At 46.3% G+C, this 24337-nt stretch carries 15 protein-coding genes; 14 read left to right on the top strand and 1 reads right to left on the bottom strand.

Annotated elements, in window-relative coordinates; genetic code table 11:
• Nucleotides 1-34: 34 nt before the first annotated feature.
• From K7A41_RS13600 to K7A41_RS13580, 5 genes are read left to right on the top strand one after another with little or no spacing between them, the layout of a single operon-like run.
• Nucleotides 35-3145 (top strand): SusC/RagA family TonB-linked outer membrane protein, encoded by a 3111-nt coding sequence (locus K7A41_RS13600; RefSeq protein ID WP_265714120.1) that lies wholly within the window; start codon nt 35-37, stop codon nt 3143-3145.
• A gap of 11 nt (nt 3146-3156) precedes the next feature.
• On the top strand, nt 3157-4935 hold the full coding sequence (locus K7A41_RS13595) for a RagB/SusD family nutrient uptake outer membrane protein (RefSeq protein WP_265714119.1): 1779 nt from the start codon (nt 3157-3159) through the stop codon (nt 4933-4935).
• A complete protein-coding gene (locus K7A41_RS13590; RefSeq protein WP_265714118.1) occupies nt 4856-7435 on the top strand; it encodes an L-rhamnose mutarotase in 2580 nt (859 codons plus the stop codon). Before K7A41_RS13595 ends, K7A41_RS13590 begins: the two co-directional genes overlap by 80 nt.
• Nucleotide 7436: 1 nt before the next feature.
• Nucleotides 7437-8531 (top strand): Gfo/Idh/MocA family protein, encoded by a 1095-nt coding sequence (locus K7A41_RS13585; protein WP_265714117.1) that lies wholly within the window; start codon nt 7437-7439, stop codon nt 8529-8531.
• The gene (locus K7A41_RS13580; protein ID WP_265714116.1) at nt 8528-10108 is read left to right on the top strand and encodes a sodium:solute symporter family transporter; all 1581 of its coding nucleotides are present in this window, start codon (nt 8528-8530) and stop codon (nt 10106-10108) included. The genes K7A41_RS13585 and K7A41_RS13580 overlap by 4 nt, the downstream gene beginning before the upstream one ends.
• Nucleotides 10109-10112: 4 nt before the next feature.
• Here K7A41_RS13580 and K7A41_RS13575 read toward each other — a convergent pair whose 3' ends face one another.
• On the bottom strand, nt 10113-10889 hold the full coding sequence (locus tag K7A41_RS13575) for an IclR family transcriptional regulator (protein ID WP_265714115.1): 777 nt from the start codon (nt 10887-10889) through the stop codon (nt 10113-10115).
• A gap of 290 nt (nt 10890-11179) precedes the next feature.
• On the opposite strand from K7A41_RS13575, the gene K7A41_RS13570 reads away from it, so the two are divergent.
• From K7A41_RS13570 to K7A41_RS13530, 9 genes are all read left to right on the top strand, one after another.
• Nucleotides 11180-12346: an ABC transporter substrate-binding protein gene (locus K7A41_RS13570; RefSeq protein ID WP_265714114.1), complete on the top strand. Its 1167-nt coding sequence runs from the start codon at nt 11180-11182 to the stop codon at nt 12344-12346.
• Entirely contained in the window at nt 12339-13490 is a 1152-nt protein-coding gene (locus K7A41_RS13565; RefSeq protein ID WP_265714113.1) for a CaiB/BaiF CoA transferase family protein, read from the top strand. The genes K7A41_RS13570 and K7A41_RS13565 overlap by 8 nt, the downstream gene beginning before the upstream one ends.
• Nucleotide 13491: 1 nt before the next feature.
• Nucleotides 13492-14634 (top strand): CaiB/BaiF CoA transferase family protein, encoded by a 1143-nt coding sequence (locus tag K7A41_RS13560; RefSeq protein ID WP_265714112.1) that lies wholly within the window; start codon nt 13492-13494, stop codon nt 14632-14634.
• Nucleotides 14627-15850 carry an extracellular solute-binding protein gene (locus tag K7A41_RS13555; RefSeq protein WP_265714111.1) on the top strand — a complete coding sequence of 408 codons (1224 nt, stop codon included), beginning with the start codon at nt 14627-14629 and terminating at the stop codon, nt 15848-15850. Before K7A41_RS13560 ends, K7A41_RS13555 begins: the two co-directional genes overlap by 8 nt.
• Complete coding sequence (locus K7A41_RS13550) at nt 15847-16920, top strand: Gfo/Idh/MocA family protein (RefSeq protein WP_265714110.1); 1074 nt, start codon at nt 15847-15849, stop codon at nt 16918-16920. The genes K7A41_RS13555 and K7A41_RS13550 overlap by 4 nt, the downstream gene beginning before the upstream one ends.
• A 27-nt stretch (nt 16921-16947) precedes the next feature.
• Complete coding sequence (locus K7A41_RS13545; RefSeq protein WP_028071975.1) at nt 16948-17400, top strand: MaoC/PaaZ C-terminal domain-containing protein; 453 nt, start codon at nt 16948-16950, stop codon at nt 17398-17400.
• Nucleotides 17401-17412: 12 nt separating this feature from the next.
• Nucleotides 17413-18708 (top strand): L-fucose:H+ symporter permease, encoded by a 1296-nt coding sequence (gene fucP / locus K7A41_RS13540; protein WP_265714109.1) that lies wholly within the window; start codon nt 17413-17415, stop codon nt 18706-18708.
• Between the two features lie 83 nt (nt 18709-18791).
• Complete coding sequence (locus tag K7A41_RS13535; RefSeq protein ID WP_265714108.1) at nt 18792-20960, top strand: trehalase family glycosidase; 2169 nt, start codon at nt 18792-18794, stop codon at nt 20958-20960.
• Nucleotides 20961-20970: 10 nt separating this feature from the next.
• The gene (locus K7A41_RS13530) at nt 20971-24264 is read left to right on the top strand and encodes a glycoside hydrolase family 2 TIM barrel-domain containing protein (RefSeq protein ID WP_265714107.1); all 3294 of its coding nucleotides are present in this window, start codon (nt 20971-20973) and stop codon (nt 24262-24264) included.
• Nucleotides 24265-24337 lie beyond the last annotated feature (73 nt).

The raw sequence follows: 24337 nt of genomic DNA, 5'->3' as shown, positions 1-24337 counted from the left end.
ACATTACTCAATAAATCTAATATTCAATATGAACATGAACCAGGTTAATATCGGAAAAATGACTTTAGGAGTCGCGACTCCCGTTGTAAAATATCCGATGTTAATACTCTTTTGCAGTAGCTTTGCACTCGGAAGCCCGTTGATTTCCAATGCTACAATAAATGCCGCCGCTCTTCAAGCTATTACGGTAGACCAGATAAAAGAACTAAAAGGTAAGATAATAGATGAACAGGGAAACCCTGTTGTTGGTGCCACAGTTTCGCTGGTTAATTCATCGTTGTCCACCTCCTCCAATGTGAAAGGAGAATTTACATTGCGTATGACGAGCGAGCTTGGTACTATCAAAGTCACTTCACTAGGCTTTTCAGAAACGGTCCTGGCAGTAAACGCTGGCGCCAACGTCAATATCGCCTTAAAAAAAGACGATCAGGCACTGGAGGAGGTTGTAGTGATCGGTTATGGTACTGCCAAGCGACGGGATCTTACAGGAGCAGTGGCTTCGGTGAAATCAGACGAGATTATGATGACACCAACAGCCAATGTCATGGACGCCCTACAAGGAAAAGTTTCGGGCCTGGATATAACTAAATCGTCTGGACGGGCAGGAGCTAACGTAAGTGCGAGTTTGCGCGGTAATCGGTCCATCAATGGCGACAATAACCCGCTTTATATTATCGATGGTATTCCTGGAGATTTTACCAGCTTAAATCCCAGTGATATTGAATCCATAGACATTCTGAAAGATGCTTCATCCACAGCAATTTATGGGTCTGCTGGGTCCAACGGTGTAATCATCATTACGACCAAACAAGGCAAGGGCGGTAAGGCCATTGTGAATTTTGACGCTTACTTTGGCTATAATGGTTTTCCCAAATATCCACATGGCCTGGTCGGTGAGGAGTATATGAAATTGAAAAGGGAGGCCTATCGCGGAGAGCATGGCAACTATCCCGAGTTCGCAAATAATATTTTTAAGAATCCCGCACAGTTAGCAGCTTTTGAAAGCGGTAAATGGGTAGACTGGGTGGACTTGGTCCTGAAAGATGGGATACAACAGAATTATAGCTTTTCGGTCAATGGCGGTAATGAAAAAACAAGAGCTTTCCTGTCGCTCAACTACAATGATGAAGAAGGCCTGATCAAGAACGATAACAGCAAAAAGTATGCGGTGAGGGCGAATATAGACCACAGGCTTTCAGCACTATTTAAAGTGGGGACCAATCTGCAATATACGTATAAGGATAATAACCAGGCCGCTCAAAATATATTCGGTAATAGCCTGACCTTTTTGCCCTTAGGTGATGCCTTCGATGCGAATGGCAATATCAACCATATTCCGGTGGATGGCGTCACCAATCCATTGTCGGATCAGATCAAAGATCAATATAAAAATAATATACTGAATAACTATTTTGCCGGTAACGCCTACATCGATTTTACCCCTGTTAAAGGGCTGTCTTTTCGTTCCATCTTCGGGGCCACTATGATGTCACAACGTACTGGCCGCTATTTTGGTACACAATCCATCGCCAATCCGGAGGCAGGTTTCAAGTTACCGGCCGCAGTGATTATCAATGACAGAAATTACAACTATCGTTGGGAAAATATTCTGAATTACGAATTCAGTTTGCATGAAGATCATCATTTTGCGGTGACTGGTGTGACCTCCTGGTCGAAAAATCAGGCAGAGCAGGCCTATGCCGGTGGGTCTGGCTTTGATTTGGATTCATATTCTTTCCATAATCTGAGTGCTGCAACGACTTCAGTTATCCGTTCGTCATACATCGGGTCGCAGTCCATGTCTTATGTGGGACGTGTTAACTATAACTATCAAGGACGGTATTTGCTATCGCTCTCGAGTCGCTGGGATGGCGTTTCCAGACTTTCAGAAGGGAATAAGTGGGATGTATTCCCTGCGGGCGCTTTTGCGTGGCGCCTAAGCGATGAACAGTTTTTCGCTTCTTTAAAAAATAAGGTATCGGAATTGAAACTACGGGCAGGTTATGGTATTACGGGCAATTCAGGGGGTGTTGGGGCCTACGGTACACAAGCTGGCGGATTTAATGCCCCTAAGCCTGTGGGCTTTGGTGAAAGTACGCCGGGGCCTGCTTTTATTTTAAATCAGCAATTGGCCAACAAAGATCTGGGCTGGGAAAAATCGTATAGTACCAATATTGGTCTGGATGCCGAGTTTTTAAACCGCAGGGCCAACCTGACCATAGACTGGTATCATACCGAAACCAAAGACCTGCTCTTTTTGCGGGATATGCCAGCATCGTTGGGTGGATCCTGGGGGGCACCATTTAAGATGTGGCAAAATATCGGGGCGACCAATAATAGAGGCTTTGAATTGGCTCTAAATACCAAGAACATTCAGGGCGATAACTTTAGCTGGCATTCAACATTGACTTTTTCAACCAATAAAGAACGCGTGACCTCATTACCCGGTGGGAAGGACCTGATTTCCAGTGGTCTTTTTCTAAATCATCCGATCAGGACCTTTTATGATTACCAGTATCTCGGCATCTGGCAGGAAAATGAAGCTGAGCAGGCCACATTATTCAATTCGAAACCTGGCGATATCAAATTGGCCACCGATGGTACCGTAAGCGAAGATGGTACGCACGCGTATGGAGCGAATGACAAAAGAATTCTTGGTTCGGCCGTTCCGAAATGGACGGGGGGATTCCAGAATAACTTTAAATACCAAAACTGGGATCTGTCCGTATTTTTGACAGCCAGGTGGGGGCAGATGCTATCTAGCAATTTGATTACCCGGTACGATCCGACGACCGGAGTTGGAAATAGCCCGGACGACATCGACTACTGGACGCCTGAAAACCCCGGGGCTTATCTACCTCGACCAGGTTTGCACTCATCGACAAGTGGCTATATTGGATTTGACGCATTGAAATATGTGGATGGGTCCTATTTTAAAATACGGAATATTACCTTGGGCTACAGCTTGCCAAAGAACTTCATCAAGCGTCTTTCCATGGAGCGTTTCCGTTTTTATGCCACGGCCAACAATCCATTCATCTTTACGAAAAGCAAGCTGTTAAAGTATCAGGATCCTGAATCCAATGGATCGGATAACTTTCCGTTGACCAAGCAATTTGTAATAGGACTTAATGTGACCTTTTAATGAAGTTATTTATGAAGATAAACTATTTTAAGATTCTTTTCTGTACTGGGCTGTTTTTGAGCTCCTGTTCTTTAGAAGAATACAATCCTTCGGGTGTCACCGTCGATAAAGTAGCGGAAAACAAGGCTGGTTTCGACAAGCTGGTCAATAGCTGTTATTTCGATTTGCCGCGTTATTTTTACGGTCGGAACTTCCTGCTCGTCACCGAGGGGGGGACAGACTTGTGGACTGCCGACCTCAATTCGAATAATAATCAAAACTATTTGAAATATGCTTCTGGTGGATCTATGTCCATTGATATGGCCAAGGATTACTGGAATGGAGCCTATGATGCCATCAATTACTGCAATATCGTCATCGGACGTGCTGATCAGGTAAAGGATTTTTCAAGCGAGGAGGAGAAACTTGCGAAAGTTTCAGAAGCCCATTTCTTGAGGGCCTTGTATTATTTCCATTTGGTTGAACAGTTTGGCCCCTGTCCGCTCAACCTCACAGAGACCTCCGCTGCGAATACTGCTGCCGTGCGCACCCCAGTGTTGGAAATTTATGAGAAATGTATTCTGCCGGACCTCAGGTTTGCCGCCGAGCACTTGCCTCTGGGGCCTACGGAAGCGGGCAGACCAAGCCAGAAAGCAGCATTGGGGCTACTGGCTAAAGCCTGTCTGCAGACAAAAGAGTATAATACCAACCAATATATGGAGGAGGCCCTGCAGGCAGCAAAACAAGTGATCGAGAATCAGGCGCGTTATAATACGCGTCTTTACTCCGCCTTTATCGACAATTTCAATGCGGCTAACAACAAAAAGAATGCTGAGGCACTTTATCAAATCCCGTATTCTCAAGAATATGGCTCAACTAATGTATACGATCATAACAATGATTTTAAACGCTTTTACTGCACGCCAACAGCTTTCGGAGCAATACAGTTGGCCGGTTTTCAGACGGAAATAGGACGTTGGTCGGGAGGAACATTTATGCCGACCAAATATCTGCTTGACGTCTTTAAAAACAAGGACAATACCCTCGATCCACGATATGCTATTTCATTTCAGACACAGTGGCTTTCGAATGTTGATTACAGCTGGAGTAGGGATGCTATTGTTCAGTTTGACCGCGAAGAGGACGCCGTGACTACAGGTACGCATCTATCTAAAGGTGCAGTCGCCATAAAAATCGCCCGGCAAGGTGAGGTTGGGTATGAAGAGGAGAAAAAGACACAATTCCAACAAAAATATCTTTGGCTTGATTTGGAAGATGTATATGGAGCTGATCAAAAAGTGAAGATGAAATACAACCGGACAAACCAGCTACCGGGGCAGGTGGACAATCCATTCATTAGCTTTTATCCGTCCTTGGTGAAATTTAATTCAGGCTCGTTGATCAGTCCAAAGGCCAACAATTTTACGAGTGATGCCTATGCAACGGTCATGCGCTTGGGAGAGCTTTACCTCATTGCCGCTGAAGCGTCGTTCCACTTGAACGGTGCGAATGCTATAGCAGCCAATTACATAAATGTCTTACGTGATCGGGTAGGTGCCCCGCGAGTTATTGCTTCGGACCTTTCCGCCCAATTTATACTCGATGAGCGCGCTCGTGAGCTATGCGGGGAATATACGCGTTGGTATGACCTGAAACGGATGGGTAAATTGAATAGATCTTATTTGATGAACACCAATCCGGATGTTGGACAATTTTTTAAAGATGGCGTACATGGCCTTAGACCTATCCCCCAAGGACAGATGGATGCAGTTAGTAACCCTAATGAATTTCTTCAGAACAATGGCTATTAAAAAGACGGTTTTTGTATGGTTCTTCAGTTTTTTGTCGCTCTGCACATTCGCACAGACAGGTGAAATATACGTCGGTAAGCAGAGCAACAAGGCGCAACGGGATGGCAGTGCTGGAGCGCCATTTTTGACGCTGGAAGATGCATTGCGACAGGCACGGGAATGGCGACGTATTCAGGATCCGCGGATGCAAAAAGGGATTACGATCTGGGTCGGAGACGGTGTGTACGTCCCCACACAGACGATTTTGATTCGCCCTGAAGACAGCGGGACTGCCGAAAGTCCAACATGGATCAAAGCTCTGGGTCAGCAAGCGATCTTTTCGGGCGGCGTTACCATTGCTGCTTGGCGACCGCTGAAAGGCGAAAAGAGATTGGACGCTGCCATTGCCAAGCATGTTATGGTGGCTGAGGCCCCCCGGGTCGGCGGAAAGTATTTTCCTTTTCGGCAATTATGGGTGGGTTCACGGAAAGCAATTCGCGCAGAGAGCCATGACGATGCCCATTTACCCCGAATCATCAATTGGGATTTTAGCAGGCAGGCGGCTATCGTCCCCAATGTATTTCCAAAATTTACATACAAAGCTGGTATGGAGTTTTTTATCCACCAATGGTGGGCCATAGCTCAGCTACGGATCCGTGAAGCGGTCGTTACAAAAGATAGTATTACCCTTCTCTTCCATGAACCCGAAGGAAAAATACAGAACGAACACCCATGGCCTAAGCCCTGGCTATCCAAAGAGCACGGCAACTCGGCCTTTCGCCTTGTCAATGCCCTCGAATTTTTGGATCAGCCCGGGGAGTGGTTTCTGGATGAAGATCAGCATAAAGTCTATTATTATAAAAGGCCTGATGAACAGCTGAATCAGCTAAATGTCGTCGTGCCTTATCTTGAAACGATCCTGCGGATGCAAGGCACTTTGGAGTCGCCTGTACGCCATGTATATATAGAAGGCCTACAATTTCAGCATAGCTCTTGGTTGAGACCACATGATTACGGTCATGTTGCGCTACAGGCAGGGATGTATTTTTTGGATGCATATAAACTGACGCCGCCCGGCACTGCAGATAAAACGGGGCTAGAAAATCAAGCTTGGCTAGGCCGGCCGGAGGCAGCTGTTGTCTTGAGCCATACAGCCCATACTAAAATTTCGGCCTGCCGCTTTTCCCACTTGGCAGCCACAGGAATTGACTATAGAGAGGCTAATTTGCAAGATACCTTAATCGCCAACTTATTTCAGGATATCGGCGGTTCCGGTATATTGCTGGGGCAGTTTTCGGATGAACAGGTGGAAGCTCATTTACCTTTCCAGCCAAGCGATCAACGTATATTAACGGATGGTCTGGTAGTCCAAAATAATCTGGTACAGGATATCGGCAATGAGGACTGGGGCACCGTAGGTATTGGGGCTGGTTTTGTCCGTAATGTGTCTATCGAGCACAATGAACTGCTGGACCTGCCTTATACAGGCATCAGCTTGGGCTGGGGCTGGACACCGACGGTTAATAGTATGCGCAATAATCGGGTGCTTTACAACAGAATAACGCGTTATGGCAGATACATGTATGATGTGGCTGGGATTTATACGCTTTCGGCCCAACCCGGAACAAAAATTCAATATAATGTGATTGACAGTATTTATCGGTCACCCTATGCACATATTCCGGATCATTGGTTTTACCTGTATACCGATGAAGGATCTGCTTACATGAACGTGAGCAACAACTGGTTCCCTTCCAATAAGATTCTTAAGAACGCGAATGGGCCAAGTGTGGAATGGACCAATAACGGACCCGACGTAGATCCTAAAGTGGTTAAACAAGCGGGTATTCAGGAGACGTATGCTGACCTGTTGAGTGCAAAGAGGCCAATAGCGGCTGCCACGGAGATCAATACATACGTCCCTTTTACAAAACCGGTCTTTTTTCAGATCTACGACCCGCAGCAGCAATTATCCGCAGCAGCAATCAAAAACTTTTTTGTCAGACAGGACGCGGATACCAGCCAGATTTTTCATTGGAAGCACTATACCGTATTGATGACGAGTGATGAGATGGGTAAGAAACTCGCGAGTGCGTGGGTCGCCAGCTATCCCGCAATAGCATATAAGCTATTCAACGATCTGTTCTATACCTTCGATCGTAGCGACTTTGGGGGAGAGAAGCCCAAGGAGACCGATTTTGTCCTACTAACGGCACAGCTACTGGATGATCGGAATAAACAGGAAGCTTACTATCGGGCGCATAAAGAACAATTTAAAAAATGGCCTGAAGTCGCTTCGGGATTTTGTCGCGCAGGCTTCGATGAAGTACTCGTCTATCGAAACGGCCGACAGCTGATGCTCTATATCTCATTTCCAAAAGGACAGGATTTTAAGAGGATTGATCAGCTGACGACCAAGGATAACCCGAAAGTGGTGGAATGGAATCGGCTCATGGGCAGTTATCAGGAAGGCATTCCAGGAACGGGCAAAGATGAAACGTGGATTTTTTATAAACAATAAAATGGAAAGTATTCAAAAGTTAAAATTAGGAATTTTAGGACTTGGGGAAGGGCGCAGCACCATGTCTGCAGCCCTGCAGAGCTCCTCTATCGAATTGGTGCAAATCTGCGACCTGAATGAAGAATTGGGACGTAATCGGATGAAAGAGTTTGATTTTCATGCGTATACCAACAATTATCAGGACATGCTCCATGATAAAAATATTGAAGCCATCGCAATTTATACCCCTGATCATCTTCATGCGAAACATATTCAGCTGGCTTTAGAGCACGATAAACATGTGATCTGTACCAAGCCGTTTATCGACAATCTCGCGGATGCCAATGGTCTGCTCGAACTTGCGGCGAAGAAAAACCGGCGCGTATTTGTCGGGCAAAGCTCCCGTTTTTTTGAGCCAGTGAAAAAACAAAGGGAAGATTTTGAAGCTGGTCTTATTGGCGAGTTGATCACGATTGAGGGCTATTACCATGCCGATCACCGGTGGTTTTTGGAGAAACCCTGGTCCTTGCAATCTACCTTCAAATGGCTGTATGGTGGGCTTAGCCATCCGGTTGACTTCATTCGCTGGTACCTGCCGAATATTGACGAGGTGATGGGCTATGGCATGCTGAGTGCCAATGGAAAGAAAGGCGGTCTTCAAAATGTGGATACCATGCACTTTATTTTTAAAGCCGAAGACGGCCGGGTAGCGCGCGTCAGTGGCGCATATACAGGTCCCGTTCAGCCAGTCACGCGGGATAGTGAGATGAGCTGTATTTTACGGGGTACTGAGGGAGCCAGTCAGGCGGATTATATGGATCTTCGTTATGCGATTACGGATAAAAATGGTGAAGAGCGTATGTTGACCTGGGAGCACAAGCTCAAGCACTATTTCCGCTTTGAAGGAAAAAGCCACCATGCCGGCGAATACCAAAATTATCTGGAATATTTTGCAAAGGCCATACGCACAGGCGAAGAGGCCTTCCCTGATATGAAAGAAGGCATTGGTACGATTGCCCTATTGCAAGCGATGGATGAGTCATTGACAACCGGCAAGCCCGTACGTCCAAAAGAACTGTTGGAAAGATATGCTGTTGATTTGAGCTTGGGAAGATGAATACGATTTTAGACAAATTAACCGTATATGATTATTGCATCGTTGTCACCTATCTGCTGGTGTTGCTGACAATCGGCTTTCTGTCATCCCGCAAAAAAGCTGAGGGCTCGGCGCATTTTTTGGCGGGGAAATCTTTAAGCTGGTACAGCATCGGATTCAACATGTGGGCAACCAATGTTGGCCCCTCGATGTTGCTTGCTTTTGCAACCGTCGGGTATACCACAGGCATTGTTGCTGTCAACTTTGACTGGTATGCATTCGTTTATTTGTTTTTATTGGCCATGGTGTTTGCACCACGCTATATTGCGACGGGTGTACGGACCTTGCCTGAATTTATGGGTAAACGGTTTGGAGCAAAGACACAGACGATCTTAGCGTGGTATTCTTTGGTGAAAATGTTGATTTCCTGGCTTTCTCTCGGCTTGTTTGCCGGCGGATTTTTGGTACGGCAGATCGTAGGTATCCCGATGTGGCAATCTGTCACCGTACTTGTTGCCCTGGCAGGCCTGTTTGCCTATACAGGCGGCCTGAAAACGGTAGCGAAGATCAATATCTTTCAAATGATTTTGCTGATTGCCGTGTCGGCTTTTTTGACTTTCTTGGGACTTGTTAAAATCGGTGGCATAAGTACACTGCTGCAACAGACTCCCGCGAATTATTGGTCGTTGATCAGGCCTGCCAGCGACCCTGATTATCCTTGGTATGCCATCGCTTTAGGATATCCTGTGGCGGCAATCGCGTTCTTCTGTACAGATCAGGCTATGGTACAGTCGGTTTTGGGAGCGAAAAACCTTGAACAAGGACAATTGGGTGTTAATTTTATCGCCTGGCTGAAGATTCTATCCCTACCATTGTTTATCCTAACTGGGATTATTTGTTCCGTTTTATATCCTGGACTCCGTGATCCCTCGTTAGCTTATATGACGATGGTGACGAACCTGTTCCCTACCGGACTGAATGGATTGGTCATTGTGGTCCTGATTGCTGTACTGGTCGGAACGATCGGTTCGTCGCTCAATTCGCTAAGCACAGTTTTTACGATGGACATCTACTTGAAGCAGATACGACCGGACGCAACGGATCAGCAGATTACGCGAATTGGCCGATATACGGTTATCGTAGGTTGTGTAATATCGGTGTTTATGGCCCTGGCCATTGACCAGATCAAAGGGCTCAATCTATTTGATATTTTTCAGTCTATACTGGGCTTTATAGCGCCCCCTCTTGCGGTAGCTTTTTTAATGGCTGTATTATGGAAACGGACTAACCGGGCCTGTATAAATACGCTGTTGACTTTGGGTGCGGCGCTAAGTCTGGGGACAGGTATATGTTATCTCTGGATTTTTCCCAAAGATACATATCCGTTTTGGCCACATTACCTAATGCTTTCATTTAGCTTATTCGCTCTCCTGCTCGTTATCGGTATTGGGATAGCATGGTGTATGCCGAAATCAGCTTACGAACTGGAGCATAGCGAAAGCTTAAAGATCAAAATGGAAAAGCCAAGCTCCTCGGTGAAGGCTGCGTGGATAGCATTGTTTCTGGTTATGTTCTTGCTTTATGTCGTTTTTAAATAGCTGGTTAGCTCAGGCCAAGATTCGCTTCAATGCGCGATCGGCATTTTTCCAAACTGGCGACAATATCTTCCGTTGACATATTTAGTCCGATTTGACGGCGGATAAGCTTGGAAGCGGTGAGGCAGGCGATAATGCCTGTTTCACGGGTTCCGATAGGAACAGAAATATCAATGATGCCTTCGGCATAAGCACTAGGCATCTCGTAAAAGCCCTTACGTTTGATCTCGTCCAGGTCGGTGTCGAATTGTTGACGGTCTGCTTTTTTCAGACTACGATAATACGGGTCAGCTTCTAGAATAGCTCTTTTTTTCTCTTCATCGGAAAAACTCAGGAGCAGCTTTCCAGATGCCGTTTGTGATGTATTGTATAGGTTGCCTTCTTCAATAACGATCCGGATAGGAGATGAGCCTCTGGCGTAGGCAATGACCATGACCTGATTGTCGTAGATCACACAGAGGTGGCAAGGATCTTTAATTTCGTTGGAAGCATCTTGCATCGGCAGCAAAGAGGTTGCCCGAAGCTTTTCCACGAAAGAATGCCGGTGCGAAAGATAATAGAGCTTCAGTGAAAGCGAGTACTTTGACGAAATTGGATCGCGGTGGATATAGCCTTTGGATTCTAAAGATGCAAGCATGCGATAGATCTCATTGGGACTTCGGTGAAGACCTATGGCGATCTCGGCCTGGGATTGAGCAGACGGCTGTAGGGCCAGAAATTCAATGATCTCTAATCCCTTTTCGAGCGCTGGTGCTTTATATTTATCGGAGCTATTTGATGGCATAATATGTTTTACTGTCAATGATTGAACTAAGATATAAAAACTATTTGATGTGCAATTTAGGAAGCTAAAAAAGCATCTTTAATTTTTATATTCAAATATTGTATTTATATTTGAATATAACAAATGGCTTTTTGTTCGGCAAAAAGCACGAGATGGGAAAAGATTATAAACAGATTTGATACCAACAACAAACCTATTCAACTCGGATTGAGAAATTGTGCGCGAATGGTATGTGTAACAAGGTAATATCCGAAACGAATCACTATGCTAAATAATAACTGAAATATAGAATGACAGCGAAAATCCAATTGAGAGGGATTACTTGGGGGCACACCAGAGGCTTGGTGCCTATGATTGCGACCGCACAACGTTATGAGGAATTACACCCCGAAGTCGAAATTGTCTGGAAGAAACGTACATTGCAGGAGTTCGCTGATAAGTCAGTGACGGACCTGGCAAAAGAATATGATTTATTGGTGATCGACCACCCTTGGACAGGACATGCTGCGGCAAAAGGTATGCTTGCGCCATTCGACGATTACTTGCCAGCCGAATTTCTAACTGACCAACGCGTGAATAGCGTAGGGAAATCATACGAAAGCTATAATTTTCTGGGTAAGCAGTGGGCATTGGCCACGGATGCAGCGACGCCAGTGGCGGCAAGTCGCATGGATCTTTTGCAGGCATGGGGGCTGGCAGTCCCCCGGACATTTGACGATGTGTTAGCCTTGGCTAAAAAAGGAAGAGTTGGCTTCTCCTTGTTGCCGATAGATGTTTTGATGAGCTTCTACATGTTCTGCTGTTCTTTGGGAGAAGAGCCTTGTCAGCATCAAAATAAGATGATCAGTGATGACATCGGCGTACAGGTGTTGAAATTATTCAAGTCCCTTGCAGACGTACTTGATCCAGCGTTTTACGAAAAGAATCCCTTCCAGGTGTTTGAGGCAATGACACAGGATGATGAGATTGCTTATTGTCCTTTTGCCTATGGTTATTCCAACTACGCCCGAGCAGGTTATGCCCGAAAGATATTGCATTTTCATGATCTGGTATCCCTGAATGGTGTACCAATGATCAGCACCCTAGGCGGCGCTGGTCTGGCGGTGTCATCACAAAGCCGACATATTGCTGTTGCCATGGACTATGCACGATTTGTAGCGTCACCTGAGATTCAGGAAACGCTGTATGCGGAAAATGGTGGTCAGCCGGGTCATCTGCGTGCCTGGAAAAGTGAACGGGTGAATGCTTGCACGACAAATTATTTTGCCAGCACACTGCCTGCTTTGGAGCGTGCCTACCTACGTCCCCGTTATGACGGTCACTTGTATTTTCAGGATCATGCCGGAGATATGGTCGTGGAATATTTACGGCAGGGTGGAAATGAGATGACTGTATTGGAGAAGATGAATGCAATGTACCGGAGATCATTAGTAGTAGATAGTGAAGAGAATGGATAACAAACCTTTGGAAGGCCTATTGGTCCTTGAATTTTCTCAATTTATGGCAGGTCCAACCGCGGGCTTGCGGTTAGCTGATCTCGGTGCCCGGGTTATCAAAATTGAACGTCCGGGGACAGGTGAGGGCGGACGGCAGATTGCGATAAAAAATATTTTTGTAGACGAGAGTAGCCTGGTGTTTCACACCATCAATCGAAATAAAGAGTCGTATGCAGCCAACTTGAAGGATGAGAACAATCTGGAAGACATTAAGAAATTGATTCGCCAGGCGGATGTACTGACGCATAACTTCCGGCCCGGTGTCATGGAAAAAGTCGGACTGGATTATGAAAATGTCCGGAAAATTAATCCGAAGATCATCTATGCGACAGTAACAGGTTATGGAAATGAAGGTCCATGGGCGACAAAGCCAGGACAGGATTTGCTTGTACAGTCCTTGTCGGGGCTTTCTTGGTTATCGGGTTGTGAGCAGGATGGGCCAGTTCCTTTTGGACTGGCCGTAGTCGACATGTATTGTGCCACGCATCTGACTCAGGGCATACTGGCGGCACTGTTGAAGCGGGCCCGTACCCAGAAGGGTGGACTTGTAGAAGTGAGCTTGCTCGAGTCGGCATTGGATATGCAGTTTGAGGTGCTGACAACACATGTCAATGATGGCCGGAAGTTGCCGCAGCGGTCTACTGCGCGGGGAGCCGGACATGCTTATCTAAGTGCGCCCTATGGATTGTATAAAACCCGCGATGGCTATATGGCTCTGGCCATGGGAAATGTGGCGGATATAGCAGAGACGATCGGTTTGTCGGGCCAGTCTTATCAGGACGCTTCAGCCTGGTTTTCGCGGCGAGACAAAATTCTGGAAGAATTTGCAAGTATGCTGTGTGAAAAGACAACCGCCGAATGGCTTGCCCTTCTGGAGCCTAAAGGTATCTGGTGCGGACCAGTTAATGATTATCATCGCTTCTTTCAGGAAGATGGATTCATTGGGACAGGTATGTTGCAGCAAGTTGTTCTGCAGGATGGTACTTCACTGACTACTACGCGGAGTGTATACCAAATTGACGGTGAACACCTCTATGCCGATAGACCTGCGCCTAAAGTAGGGCAACACAATACGTCAATTGTTCATGATTATTTAGAAAATTAATATGTTACCATTAGCAGGGTATACCGTCGTTGACTTTAGCCAATTTTTATCCGGCCCTTTGGCCAGCCTACGTTTGGCAGATTTAGGCGCGCGGGTGATTAAAATAGAAAAGCCGGGAACGGGTGATATTTGTAGGCAACTTTATACTTCCAACACGGTATTGAACGGTAGCTCGACGGTGTTTCACGCGATTAATCGTAACAAAGAAAGTATCGTATTGGATCTGAAAGATGAAGCCGATGCTCAAGTGGTCTGGGATTTACTGGCTGGGGCTGATGTGGTGCTACACAATTTTCGTCCCGGAGTTATGGAACGGTTGGGATTTGATTACGCAAGCGTGCGGGAGATCAATCCAACGGTAATCTACGGCGAAATTTCGGGCTATGGAAAGGAAGGACCTTGGGTAGAACGTCCTGGACAGGATTTATTATTGCAGTCGCTTACGGGGATGACCTGGTTGAGTGGTGACGCAGCGCAGGGCCCGGTAGCGATGGGGCTCTCCATCGTGGACATGTTTGCGGGATCAAATTTATGCAGCGCCATATTGGCCTGCCTATATCGTCGTGCATTACAGCAGGTGGGGGCACATGTGCATGTGAGTATGCTGGATTCCGCTGTAGACATACAGTTTGAAGCGGTGACGACCTATTTTCGGGACGGCCAATTGTTGCCACAGCGTAGTACAATAAGCAATGCGCACGCTTATCTGGCAGCACCCTATGGGTTATACCGCACACAGGATGGTTTTCTTGCTTTGGCGATGGGCTCTATTCCCGTCCTGGGAAAATTGTTGGGTTGTGCAGCATTGGAAACCTTTGCAGATGGTGAACAGGCCTTTCGGGAACGAGATAGCATCAAAACCATTTTGGGCGCACATTTGTTAACCGAACCCACTGCGCACTGGTTGGAAATACTGGAAGCAGCAGATATCTGGTGCGCTGATGTGCTGGACTGGAGAAGCCTGACCGCGCACGATGCTTTTAAAGTCCTGGATATGTTGCAGGAGGTTTCGATGGGCGATGGATTTGGTTATGAAACAACCCGCTGTCCGATTCGTATCGATGGCGAGCGGTTGGTGTCAGCAAAAGGCTCACCTAAGTTAGGCGAGCATAACAAAAAGATAATGGAGGAATTGTATGGCTAAATTACGTTTTGCCGTCCGGAAGTTCGAACCTTTTGAACGTGCCATGGAGAAATGTTGGGCGGCTTATCAGGCTTTGTATCCGTCGGATCTGGAGATGGAGTTCGTTCCCCTTGATTTGGAGCAGCTGACGGAAGCATTCTTCGAAAAAAAAGGACTTTATAGCGGTGAGTGGGATATCATCCATATCAATACCGATTGGATTACACGTGCCTACGAAACTAGGGGGGTAGCTGCGATGGACAGTATGCTGCTGCAGAATCCTCCAGAAGATGAAGAGCATGCTTGGTGTGAAAGCTTGCGGGCTCTGCAACGTTTTGATGGGCGGGTATTCGGTTTACCCTTTCATGATGGTCCGGAATGTCTGGTGATTCGAAAGGATCTATTTGACGACCCAGAAGAGCAGAACCGTTTTAAGGAATGTTACGGGAGGCCTTTGTCCGTGCCAACAACATGGGACGATTTTTTGGATGTGGCGACATTTTTTACAAGGCCGGCTGATAATTTATACGGGACAGTGTTCGCAGGTTATCCTGATGGGCATAATGCCGTGTTTGACTTCTGCATACAACTGTGGTCCCGTGGGGGCGACTTGCAACAGGGCGAGACTTCCGTTAAGCTAGATCAGCCATTGGCAGTGGAAGCGCTGGATTTTTATCGCCATTTATTTAAGGCGGAGCTGGGTTTGCATCCACAATCGGCGAGCTATGACTCGGTGCAGGCGGGAGCGGCATTTGCCCGTGGGGAGGTGGCGATGATGGTCAATTGGTTTGGATTTGCCTCCTGGGCACAGATTGACCATACTTCGGCAGTCCAAGGTCAGGTAGATGTGGCGCCTATTCCTTCGGGTGAAGGTGGTGTGTCGTCATCTCTAAACGTATACTGGCTATACGCGATTCCCGAAGGAAGCCAACATAAACAATTGGCGTATGATTTTATTCGTTTTGCTGTAAGCCGCCAGCAGGATAAAACGCTCACGCTCGCAGGTGGGGTAGGTTGTCGTTATTCTACCTGGTGTGATGCCGAAATCAACCGCATGATCCCCTTTTATAATAAGCTCGCGGAGCTGCATGAGACGGCGCGGACCTTACCGCGCCTGGCCAACTGGCCACAGATTGCGCATATCATCGATGAGGCTGTCACGGCGGCGATTAGAACCAATGAAAATAGCCTCTCGTTGCTAGAGAAGGCACAGAAAAAAATAAATGTATGGTTATGATAGACATTAAGTATAAAACGATTTTACCCCAAACTCCTCTTCCTATCATTATTATTGGCGCTGGAGGAATCGTAAAAGATGCACATTTACCTGCCTATCGTAAGGCTGGTTTTCAGGTACATGGTATTGTTAACCGGACGAAAGAAAAAGCTGTCGCATTAGCTGCAGAATTTGATATTCCAAATGTGTATGACACCTTGGAGGACGCTGTGGCGCAGGCACCCAGAGATGCGGTATATGACGTGACTATCATGCCCAATACATTTATCGAGACGTTGGAAGCACTGCCCAACGGTGCCGCCGTATTGATTCAGAAGCCTATGGGGGACTATTATGTGGACAGTCAGGCTATCCTGCAGGTCTGCCAGCGAAAAGGGCTGGTCGCAGCGATCAATTGCCAGCTCCGTCAGGCACCCTTTGTGAATGCAGCCCGCTGGCTCATTGAACAGGGCCATATCGGGGAGTTATATGATCTGGAAGTGCGGGTGTCTGTGCATACACCTTGGCAATTGTTTCCGCATGTGATGGTGCATCCTCGCCTGGAAATTCTGTATCATAGTGTGCATTATATTGATTTGATCCGTTCATTTCTGGGCAATCCACGATCGGTGTATGCGAAAACATTGAAGCATCCTGCCAAGGATTTATCATCGAGCCGGACAACCCTGCTGTTTGATTATGGAGATACCATGCATGCAGTGGTTAATACAAACCATGACCACGAATTTGGCCAACGGCATGAAGAGAGCTATATCAAGTGGGAAGGCACTAAAGGTGCTATCAAAGCGACAATGGGCCTGTTGATGGACTATCCACATGGAGTGCCGGACGTGTTTGAATATTGTATCAAGCCGCAAGATGGAAGCAAGCCAGAGTGGGTCACTTATCCGATTGAAGGTACATGGTTCCCCGATGCTTTTATCGGCAGTATGGGGAGTCTGATGCGCTTCAAATTAGGAGAGATAGATGTGTTACCGGCAGCTGTGGAGGATGTCATCCATACGATGGCGGTAGTAGAAGCAGCTTATCGCAGCAGCGAAAGAGGCGGAGAACCAATAGGGAAGGAATAAGAATATTAAAACTAACCAACGACTAAAATGCATTTTGAATCTATTTTTTTTGAAGACTATAAACTAAACGATAAACGGACGACATTAGGACGGACGATTACCGAAACCGACTTTGTTGTCCATGCCGGGCATACGGGTGACTTTTTCCCACATCATCTGGACGCGGAATGGTGCAAAACACAGCCTTTCGGCCAGCGAATTGCTCATGGTACCATGATATTTGCGATCGGTATTGGGCTGACCGCTTCGGTCATCAATCCTGAAGCGTTTTCGAAAGGATACGATCGCCTACGGTTTGTCAAACCCGTTTTTATTGGTGATACTATACATGCTGAAATAACTATTTCCGAGAAGTCGGCTGCTAAAAATCCGGAATTCGGAACAGTAGTGGAGCATGTGGAAATTATTAACCAGCGTGACGAGGTCGTGCTGGTCGCTGACCATATTTTGCTGGCGAAACGGAAGGAATCCTCCATTTAACCGATCTATCGTATGGAAATTGGCACAAATACAACAATTAAATTAAGCAATACGGAATCTTCGAAAGCATATCTGTTTCCGTTTATACTGATTGTCAGCTTGTTTTTTTTATGGGGCATGGCACATAACTTAAACGGCATACTAATTCCTCACCTGAAAAAGGCCTGTCAATTGACGAATAGCCAGTCAGCGCTTGTGGACACCTCGGTGTTCTTTGCCTATTTCATTATGGCACTACCAGCAGGCTATGCGTTGCGTAGGTGGGGGTACAAGCGATCTATTATGCTAGGGTTGATTATTTTCTCTTTTGGAGCCTTTTTATTTATACCCGCAGCAGACCTTCGTATGTACGAGCTTTTTTTATCGGCCTTATTTATCATAGGCTGTGGGCTAGCGCTGCTGGAAACAGCCGCGAATCCTTACGCTGCAGTATTAGGCCGGCCTGAGGCCGCGACGCATCGGCTCAATTTGGCGGCCTCATTTAACGGCTTGGCGGCCATGGTCGCACCTGTTATCGGAACGGTATTCATTTTGTCGGGGACGAGTTATTCTGAAGCCGAACTTGCGGCGATGACAGATACCAGTCGCATGGAATACTTTTTACAGGAGGCTTCGTCCGTAAAAATGCCCTATCTAATCCTAGGTTTGGCCCTTTTGGCTGTAGCCGTGATTTTTGCTTTTGTAAAATTGCCGGAGCTACAAGGAGAAAAGAAACTTGAGAAAAACGAACAAAAGTCAGGATTGTTTGCCGTCCTTCGACACCGGCATTTAAGCTTTTCGGTGGTTGCACAGTTTTTCTATGTTGGCGCACAAGTTTGTGTGACCAGTTTTTTTATTCGGATGGCGCAGCAGGGCGCAGGTGTCGACGAAAAGACGGCTGGTTATTTTCTAGGGGTATATGGTCTGCTTTTTATGGGAGGACGCTTTGTGGGAACTTTTTTACTACGTTATACGACAGCCCAGCGCTTATTAGCGATATACGCCCTGTGCTGTGCTGTTTTGGCCGGGCTGGCCATTTCGGGTACGGGAATGGTGATATTATATGCACTTGGAGGCTTGGGGTTTTTTATGTCAATTATGTTCCCGACTATTTTTTCCTTGGGCATTGTTGGTCTCGGAGACGAAACCAAACAAGCTTCTTCCTGGTTGATCATGTCAATCGTTGGCGGAGCAGTTTTTCCTTTCCTGACCGGAAGTATAATTGACGCGGCACATGATAATACACAAATCGGCTACAGCATTCCTTTGCTGTGTTACCTGGTTATCCTGTGGTTTGCGTTAAAAGGGTATAAACCGGCGAGCACATAAAGTTGTCGAGGGAATGCGAAAAAACATAAATATTATAGCATACAGAAATATTCACTATGTCTGTTAAAAACACATTATTGCATATGAATAAAATTAGTTTGATAGTCGCGTTTTTCTTTGCGGTAACAACGTCGTTCGCACAGCATAAGAGTACGTGGATCTGGTATCCCGGCGATTATGAAGTCTGGCTAAGCAACGACATGCAAAATCGCCGTACAGAAAGAGGTACCTTTTTCCCACCATTCTGGAAAATGGACAGTCATTACGTACTTGTTGAGTTTAACAAAGAATTTGACTTACCCGCCGACGAAGAGATCAGTATTTATGCCGAAGGCAAATACAATGTGAAGATCAATGGCAAGATGCTGCCCGGAGCACCAGCGAAGGTACAGCTTCAGAAAGGAAAGCAAAAGATCAATATCAAGGTGTACAATCAGGCCAACGTTCCTGCCTTATATATTTCAGGGAAAAATGTGTATACTGACCATACCTGGAAAGCAACTTATGAGGATAAAGAGTGGATCGATGAAACAGGTAAAGCCTCCGATCAATCAGGAACGACTTATGTCAGTGCCGGTTCCTGGAATTTTGATAGCGGCGCTGCCAAGCCTTCCACATTCAGGCTGCCTACCAGGCCACAGCAGGCGGTCGCTCAGGGCAGGCAGGGAAAAGGCTTTCTCGTAGATTTCGGAAAAAATACGTTCGGATATCTGACTTTTCAAAAGCTTGTCGGGCAAGGGAAATTAAAAATTTACTACGGGGAATCGAAGGAAGAGGCATTGGCGGCAGACCGATGTGAGACCCTGGATCTGCTGGATGTTAGTCTGAAGGCGCCGACAGACAGTACTCTTGAGCTTTCTAAAGCATTTCGTTTTGTTTATGTGGAGCCTGAGGGTACAGTACGCTTCGGTCAGGTAGGGATGTTATATGAGTACTTACCGGTGGAAGACCGTGGTGCTTTCCGAAGTTCGGATCAGGAATTGAACCGCATATGGGAGGTGGCCAAATATACGATGGAGCTTACCTCCAGGGAATTCTATATTGACGGTATCAAACGTGACCGCTGGATATGGAGTGGTGACGCATATCAGTCATATGCCATGAACTATTACCTCGGATTTGATGCCGAGACAGTAAAGCGGACTATTTTGGCTTTACGCGGAAAAGAACCTACCGTGAGCCATATCAATACAATTATGGACTATACCTTTTACTGGTTTTTAAGTATCTACGATTACTATCGATATACTGGCGATAAAGAGTTCATTACGGCAATTTACCCGCGGATGAAAACGTTGATGCAGTTCTGTCTTGACAGACGCAATACGGAGGGATTGATGCAGGGGCTGGCTGGAGACTGGGTATTTATTGACTGGGCTGAGGGACTGAGTAAACAGGGAGAAGTCAGCTTTGAGCAGTTGCTGCTCTGCCGCAGCCTCGAAACAATGGCCCTATGCGCCCATCTGGTCGGTCAGCCGCAGGACAATCAAATGTACCAAAAGGAGGCCGCCATACTGAAAGATAAATTGTTTGCCTACTATTGGAATAAGCAGAAAAATGCTTTTGCACATAGCCTCATAGCAGGACAACAAACAGAAAATATTACCCGGTATACCAATATGTTTGCCATCTTCTTTGATTATCTCAATCAAGAGCAACGTGCCGGTATTAAATCCAACGTACTGCTCAATGATGAAGTACAGAAGATTACGACACCTTACATGCGGTATTATGAGCTCGAGGCACTCTGTGAACTGGGAGAAAAGGACTTCGTAATGAAGGAGCTAAAAGACTATTGGGGCGGAATGTTGAAGCTGGGTGCGACAACCTTCTGGGAAGAATACAACCCGGCAAAAAAAGGAGCGGAGCACTATGCAATGTATGGACGGGATTTTGGCAAAAGCCTATGCCATTCCTGGGGAGCTAGTCCAATTTACTTGCTCGGTAAATATTATTTAGGAGTAAAACCTATTGAAGCCGGATATAGCCGCTACGAAATCTCCCCTTATCTGGCATCTCAGGAGTGGATGGAAGGTAAAGTACCGACACCGAAAGGAGAAATTGAGTTGTATGTCTCGAAAAGAAAAATCAAAGTGATTTCGCCGGTAGGCACTGGGGTATTGAAATTTTCCAGCAAAACCTTACCTCGGGTCAACCGTGGTCAGGTAAAACATGTTACTGATCATCACTATGAGCTCCTATTGGAGCCGGGCCTGCTATACGAAGTAGACTATACCGATGCAGGTAAATAAGCGTAAGACCATGAAAATAAACCGATATACTATATTTTGCGCGCTGAGCAGCTTGGTGTTGCTTCTGGCGGGTACAGTTAAAGGACAGACGGTCGACGGCAAGCCCGCTGTTATCCCTCCTGTACCTGATGGAAGAATTCCGGAAGCGTGGGAAAATCCGATGATTACCTCGATCAACCGAGATCCCTCACGAGCGACAGCTTATTCCTATGCGACGGTGGAAGAGGCATTAAAAAATGATCGGACGAACAATAAACGGATGCTGTTTTTAAATGGTGACTGGGACTTTAAATTCGTATATAAACCCGCTGATGCTCCTCAAAATTTTCATCTGGAAGAAGTAAAAGGCTGGGATAAGATCCATGTCCCTTCCAATTGGGAAATGCAAGGTTACGATATTCCGATTTACCGTTCGGCAGTCTACCCGTTTACACCTATTGATCCACCACGGATTCCGAAAGACTATAACGGCGTTGGTTCCTACCAAAAGACTTTCGAACTTCCGTCGTCCTGGGAAGGCATGAATATTACCTTGCATTTCGGCGGTGTCACTTCAGCCTATCAACTGTGGGTCAATGACAAATATGTTGGCTATGCCGAAGATTCGTGTTTACCCTCCGAATTCAATGTTACGCCTTACCTTAGAAAAGGTAAAAACCGTGTCTCGGTTCAAGTGCTGCGCTGGAGCGATGCGTCTTATCTTGAAGACCAGGATCATTGGCGTATGAGTGGCATCCATCGGGAAGTATTCCTAATGGCCGAACCGAAGGTGCGCATTGCGGATTTCCATTGGCAGGCAACGTTGGATGCGGCTTATCGGGACGCCAAATTCTCCCTTCGCCCAAAGATTGATAATTTCTCGGGCGACAGCATCAGTGGCTTCACGTTGAAAGCACAGCTTTATGATGCCAACAATCAAGCTGTCCTGTCCAAACCATTGGAAAAGGATGCTGCAGCAATCTTCGATGAAATCTATCCAAGGTTGGATAATGTCAAATTTGGCTTATTGGAGACGACTCTTCAAAACCCGAAGAAATGGTCGCCGGATGAACCGAACCTCTACCGCTTGGTGTTGACCTTATATGATAAGGACAATCGTCTGCTGGAGGCCAAGACCTGTCAGGTCGGGTTTCGTACGATTGCTTTTTCGCCACAGGATGGTAAGCTATTGATTAACGGTCGGACAACTTATCTGTACGGTGTAAATCGCCATGATCATCACCCCGAACGGGGGAAAGCGCTGACGCGCGAAGATATGGAAGCAGATATTCGTCAGATCAAACAATTCAACTTTAACGCGATCAGAACTTCACATTATCCGAATGACCCCTACATCTATGAGCTGTGCGACCGTTACGGTATTATGGTGATGGACGAAGCCAACATGGAAACGCATGGCCTCGGGGGGAAATTGATGAACGATCCAGCTTGGCTCGCAGCCCTGAATGAACGCGTTGTACGTATGGTACAAAGAGATAAAAATCACCCCTCTATCATCATCTGGTCACTGGGGAATGAATCGGGTAGAGGGCCGAATACAGCCGCAATGGCCGCGTGGATACATGATTTTGATATTACGCGTCCAGTACACTACGAACCGGCAATGGGAAGTCATCAGCTACCCGGATACATTGACCCTTCGGATCCGCGCTATCCAAAGTCCAATGATCATTCGCATCGTCTTCAAAATAGCAAAGATCAATATTATGTTGATATCGTATCCCGTTTTTATCCGGGGATTTTCACGCCATCACTTTTATTAAATCAGGATAATGGTGATCATCGGCCCATTCTGTTTGTCGAATACACGCATTCTATGGGTAACTCAACGGGTAATATCTACGATTTTTGGGAGATCTTTCGTTCCAGGCCGCGTCTGATAGGAGGTTTTATATGGGACTATAAAGATCAAGCACTGGTTCGGAATGACTCCATTTATGGGAAGGTACTGGCCTATGGTGGTGACTTTGGTGAAAAAGTACATAATGGTGCATTTAGCCTTAATGGTATCGTAGATGCATGGAATAAACCCAAAGCGGCTATGTATGAAAATAAACGGATCTATCAGCCCGCAGAGGTTACCTTGGCGGACGCTGAAAAGATCAGCCTGAACATTAAAAACAGATCGGCTGTACTGAACCTAAATCATTACGATGCAGTCCTGTTGTTCCAGAGAAATGGTCAACTTCTGAAAGAAGTGCCCATACCCGCCATTGATCTGGCCGCAGGAGATTCTATGCAGCTCGCTTTTGCTCGCTATCTACCGTTTAAACGAACTGCAGATCACGAATATCAGCTTGATATCCAATTCCGTTTGCGCGAGGCGACCGCTTGGGCACCGAGAGGTTTTGTGGTTTCCTCTTCCCAGGTTAGATTGCAGGAGCGACCCAATATGTTGCGTAAGCTGCCAAATACCGGAAGTGCATTGAAGAAAACCGAAACCACAGAAGACATTCAGGTCGCCGGCAAAGAATTTCAGGTAATCTTTGACAAATCAACCGGAAGTCTGTCTTCCTTTATTTACGGGGGACAGGAGGTCATTAAGGAAGCTGTACGACCTAACTTCACAAGACCGGCTACCGACAACGACCGTCGCGGATGGAAGCCGGAGAAAAAGCTAAAATATTGGTATAGCGAACCCAAATTGGTATCGCTAACTGCGCAGCCAAAAGGTCCAGATTACGAATTCCGGGCCCAGTATGCATTACCGGGAGATTCGGCGAAGGTACAGGTCGTGTATATGGTCAAAAGTTCGGGAATTGTATCCGTTGATTATCAACTGCATGTAAAAGCTGGTCTGTCTAACCTGCCAAAAGTCGGTCTCCAAATGGGAATCAATCCCACATTTGAGGATATACAGTACTATGGCTTAGGACCAATGGAGAACTATCCCGACCGTGCCTATGGTTTTGACCTTGGGGTTTACCATATGAACATCGATCAATTGATGGAGCATTATCTTTATCCACAAGAAAACGGCAACCGCATGGATGTACGCTGGATGCATCTTAAGGGTAAAAATGCGGGTTTACTGGTGGTTGGCCAACAACCTTTATCTATGAGCGCATGGCCGTATTCACAGCAGGCTATTGTTGCTGCGAAACATTGGTTTAAATTGAAAAAGGAAGATAAGATCACTTTAAATGTGGATCTCAAGCAAATGGGCGTTGGTGGAAATGATACTTGGACAGATGTGTCGCAGCCGCTGGCAAAATATCAAATTCCAGCAAAAGACTACAGCTATTCATTTCATTTGATTCCAACGGATCAGAAGCGTTCTATACAACAATTTGTTGAAAATTAATCGGTAGGTATGATGAAGCGGGACCAGATAAAGCGTCTTAAACATGAAGGATAACAGTTCCAAAATAATTTTT

It is taken from the genome of Sphingobacterium sp. InxBP1 (assembly GCF_026191775.1).
Classification (GTDB): domain Bacteria; phylum Bacteroidota; class Bacteroidia; order Sphingobacteriales; family Sphingobacteriaceae; genus Sphingobacterium; species Sphingobacterium thalpophilum.
Note: the sequence above shows the minus strand (reverse complement) of the source record. Positions and strands in the feature narration are given on the sequence as shown.

Coding starts and splice junctions, on each gene's coding strand:
- K7A41_RS13580 (WP_265714116.1), top strand. CDS start 8,528: ATGAATACGATTTTAGACAAATTAACCGTATATGATTATTGCATCGTT.
- K7A41_RS13600 (WP_265714120.1), top strand. CDS start 35: ATGAACCAGGTTAATATCGGAAAAATGACTTTAGGAGTCGCGACTCCC.
- K7A41_RS13595 (WP_265714119.1), top strand. CDS start 3,157: ATGAAGATAAACTATTTTAAGATTCTTTTCTGTACTGGGCTGTTTTTG.
- K7A41_RS13565 (WP_265714113.1), top strand. CDS start 12,339: ATGGATAACAAACCTTTGGAAGGCCTATTGGTCCTTGAATTTTCTCAA.
- K7A41_RS13570 (WP_265714114.1), top strand. CDS start 11,180: ATGACAGCGAAAATCCAATTGAGAGGGATTACTTGGGGGCACACCAGA.
- K7A41_RS13555 (WP_265714111.1), top strand. CDS start 14,627: ATGGCTAAATTACGTTTTGCCGTCCGGAAGTTCGAACCTTTTGAACGT.
- K7A41_RS13590 (WP_265714118.1), top strand. CDS start 4,856: ATGGCCTTAGACCTATCCCCCAAGGACAGATGGATGCAGTTAGTAACC.
- K7A41_RS13585 (WP_265714117.1), top strand. CDS start 7,437: ATGGAAAGTATTCAAAAGTTAAAATTAGGAATTTTAGGACTTGGGGAA.
- K7A41_RS13535 (WP_265714108.1), top strand. CDS start 18,792: ATGAATAAAATTAGTTTGATAGTCGCGTTTTTCTTTGCGGTAACAACG.
- K7A41_RS13550 (WP_265714110.1), top strand. CDS start 15,847: ATGATAGACATTAAGTATAAAACGATTTTACCCCAAACTCCTCTTCCT.
- K7A41_RS13545 (WP_028071975.1), top strand. CDS start 16,948: ATGCATTTTGAATCTATTTTTTTTGAAGACTATAAACTAAACGATAAA.
- fucP (WP_265714109.1), top strand. CDS start 17,413: ATGGAAATTGGCACAAATACAACAATTAAATTAAGCAATACGGAATCT.
- K7A41_RS13575 (WP_265714115.1), bottom strand. CDS start 10,889: ATGCCATCAAATAGCTCCGATAAATATAAAGCACCAGCGCTCGAAAAG.
- K7A41_RS13530 (WP_265714107.1), top strand. CDS start 20,971: ATGAAAATAAACCGATATACTATATTTTGCGCGCTGAGCAGCTTGGTG.
- K7A41_RS13560 (WP_265714112.1), top strand. CDS start 13,492: ATGTTACCATTAGCAGGGTATACCGTCGTTGACTTTAGCCAATTTTTA.